Below are 2,809 nucleotides of genomic sequence, written 5' to 3' on the forward strand. Positions count from 1 at the left end.
GCCCGAGCAGATGAAATCGCCGGGGTCCCCAACCTGCCCTGCGGGTTGGGAACGGCCGACGCCATGATCTGGCAGGGCGTTTCCTACTAAGATTCTCATATGCAAGGACATCCTCTGGGCAATCAGAGGATGCCCTTTCCCTCTGTTTATGGTATAATACCACCATCCTGAGAAATGCGAGGACCATGTGATGCTCCGTATCCAAAATATTGCCCTCCCTCTGGGCGGGGGCGAGGCACAGCTGAAAAAGAAGGCCGCTCGTCTTCTGGGAATCAAGCCGGATGCCATCACCAGCCTCACCCTGGCCCGACAGTCCATTGATGCCCGGAAAAAGAGTGACGTCCATTACGTCTGTACCGTGGATGTGGCTGTGGCCGGCGAGGAAAAGGTCATGGCCCGGTGCCGGGAGAAAAGCGTCAGCCTTTACGTCCCCCAGCCTTACGTCTTCCCACCGGTGCGGCGGGTCTCCTCCCTGCCGCCGGTGGTGGTGGGCATGGGACCGGCGGGGCTGTTCGCCGCTCTCTTTCTGGCCCGGCACAGCCTGGCCCCCATCGTACTGGAGCGGGGCCGCCCGGTGGAGGACCGGACGGCGGATGTGGAAACATTCTGGTCCACCGGCCTGCTGGACCCCACCTCCAACGTGCAGTTCGGGGAAGGAGGCGCTGGTACCTTCTCCGACGGCAAGCTGAACACCGGTACTCACGATCCCCGTATTTCCACCGTGTTCCGTACCCTGGTGGAGGCGGGGGCGCCGGCGGATATTCTGTATCAGAGCAAGCCCCACATCGGCACCGATGTGCTGCGGGACGTGGTACGCAACATCCGGCTGGAGCTTCTCCGGCTGGGGTGCCAGGTGCGTTTCGGCCACCAGCTCACCGGTCTTTCTCTCCGGAGCGGGGCGGTGGCGGGCCTGACGGTGGAGGGTCCCCAAGGGGCCTATTCCCTGCCCTGCGACGCGCTGATACTCTGCCCCGGCCACTCCGCCCGGGACACCTTCCAGATGCTCTATGCGGCGGGAATTCCTATGGAGCAGAAGTCCTTTGCCATCGGGGTGCGCATCGAGCACCCCCAGCGCGCCATTTCCCTGGCCCAGTTCGGCCCGGCCTGGGAGAAGCTGCCCGCCGCCGACTACAAGCTGGCCTGTCACCTGCCGGGCGGCCGCTCCGCCTTCACCTTCTGCGTCTGCCCCGGCGGCCAGGTGGTGGCCGCCGCCTCGGAGGAGGGGCGGCTGGTAACCAACGGCATGAGCCGCCGGGCCAGAGATGGGGAAACCATCAACGGCGGCTTCCTGGTGGGGGTAGGCCCCGCCGACTTTGGCTCGGATCACCCGCTGGCCGGCGTGGCCTACCAGCGGCACTGGGAGGAGGCCGCCTTCTCCCTGGGAGGCGGCGGGTACCTGGCCCCCGCCCAGCGAGTGGAGGATTTCCTGGCCCGGCGGCCCTCCACCCATCTGGGGACGGTAAAGCCCACCTACCGCCCCGGCGTCACCCCCGCCGATTTGGACGGCTGCCTGCCTGACTATGTTACCGACACCCTTCGAGGCGCTCTGCCCCTTTTTGACCGGAAGCTCCGGGGCTTTTCCGCCCCGGACAGCCTGCTCACCGGAGTGGAGACCCGCTCCTCCTCCCCCGTCCGCATCCTGCGGGGAGCGGACTTTCAGTCTGCCGTCCGGGGCCTCTACCCCTGCGGCGAGGGTGCGGGTTATGCCGGAGGTATTACAAGTGCCGCCGTGGACGGTATCAAAGTTGCCGAAGCAGTGGCCGGGCAGCTCTAAGTGAAGTTTGCCGCCGCGCTCCTGCGGCGGCAAACTTTTTTTCCTTCCCATGCAATCTTTCGCCCGGCTCAGGTGTGTTAGGGGCAGAAAGGAGAGAGAGCCATGGCCATGCAGCTCCGGGGGGACGCCCCCTTCTCCTATGCAATGGAGCACTATCTGGATACGGTTTACCGGGCGGCCTGCCACAACGCCCCCACACTGCAGGACGCGGAGGATGTGACCCAGGAGGTCTTTGAGGCCCTGCTGCGCAGCGGCAAGGCCTTTGCCGACGGGGAGCATCTGAAGGCGTGGCTGCTGCGGGTGGCCATCAACAAGTGCAAAAACCTCCGCCGGGCCAAGCGCTCCCAGGAGGTACCCCTGCCCCCCCAGTTTCCCGCTCCGGCGGGGACGGACGGCTCGGTGCTGGACGAGGTGCGGGCTCTGCCGGAGCCCTACCGTAACGCCATCTACCTGCACTATTTTGAGGGCTACACCGCCAAGGAGATCGGGGAGATCCTGGGGACCAAGCGGAACACCGTGCTGTCCTGGCTGTCCCGGGGGCGGCAGGCTCTGCGGGCGCGGATGATCGGAGGCTTTGAAGATGAATAGATTGGATTACATGGTCCAGGTGGAGGACCTGCGCGCCTCCCCGGCGCTGCGGACCCGGATCACGGCCCTGGCCGGGGAGGTGCGCCGGCCCCGGCGGCGGCTGAGGCCCTGGATGGGAGTGTGCGCCGCTCTGGCGGTGGTGGTGCTGGGCGGGGCCTGGCTGGTGACCAACGTGCGGATGGGCGGCAACGCCGGGGGCAGCGGCCATGAGGAGGCCTCCACCTTCATGTCCTACGCCGGTCCCGTCTTCCCCCTCACCCTGAGGGAGGAAAACAACAGCATCACGGCGGAGCGGAACATCACACTGGACTTTGCCCCCTGGCAGCGGGAATGGATATCCAACGAGGAGGAGGCGGCCGCCCTGGAGGGAGTCACCGAGGCCGAGCGGCAGGAGGCCCTGGAGCAGTACAACGAGTGGTTCACCGACGGCGGGTATTACCGCAGCTA

General features: G+C 66.1%; 2 protein-coding genes and 1 pseudogene. All 3 read left to right on the top strand.

Annotation, left to right across the window (positions count from 1 at the left end):
• The first annotated feature begins 190 nt into the window (after nucleotides 1-190).
• Complete coding sequence (locus tag Q0J74_RS10970) at nucleotides 191-1,774, top strand: NAD(P)/FAD-dependent oxidoreductase (RefSeq protein WP_297214551.1); 1,584 nt, start codon at nucleotides 191-193, stop codon at nucleotides 1,772-1,774.
• 102 nt (nucleotides 1,775-1,876) lie between these two features.
• Nucleotides 1,877-2,362, top strand: a complete 486-nt coding sequence (locus Q0J74_RS10975; protein ID WP_297214553.1) for an RNA polymerase sigma factor — start codon at nucleotides 1,877-1,879, stop codon at nucleotides 2,360-2,362.
• Nucleotides 2,355-2,809, top strand: a pseudogene (locus Q0J74_RS10980) (hypothetical protein); the annotation flags it as partial. The gene Q0J74_RS10975 and the pseudogene Q0J74_RS10980, both read left to right, overlap by 8 nt.

Source organism: uncultured Flavonifractor sp., from assembly GCF_944387675.1.
In the GTDB taxonomy this organism is placed as follows: Bacteria; Bacillota; Clostridia; order Oscillospirales; family Oscillospiraceae; genus Flavonifractor.

What these genes read in the sequence shown, in the direction of transcription:
- Q0J74_RS10970 (WP_297214551.1), top strand. Translation starts at nt 191, where the DNA reads ATGCTCCGTATCCAAAATATTGCCCTCCCTCTGGGCGGGGGCGAGGCA.
- Q0J74_RS10975 (WP_297214553.1), top strand. Translation starts at nt 1,877, where the DNA reads ATGGCCATGCAGCTCCGGGGGGACGCCCCCTTCTCCTATGCAATGGAG.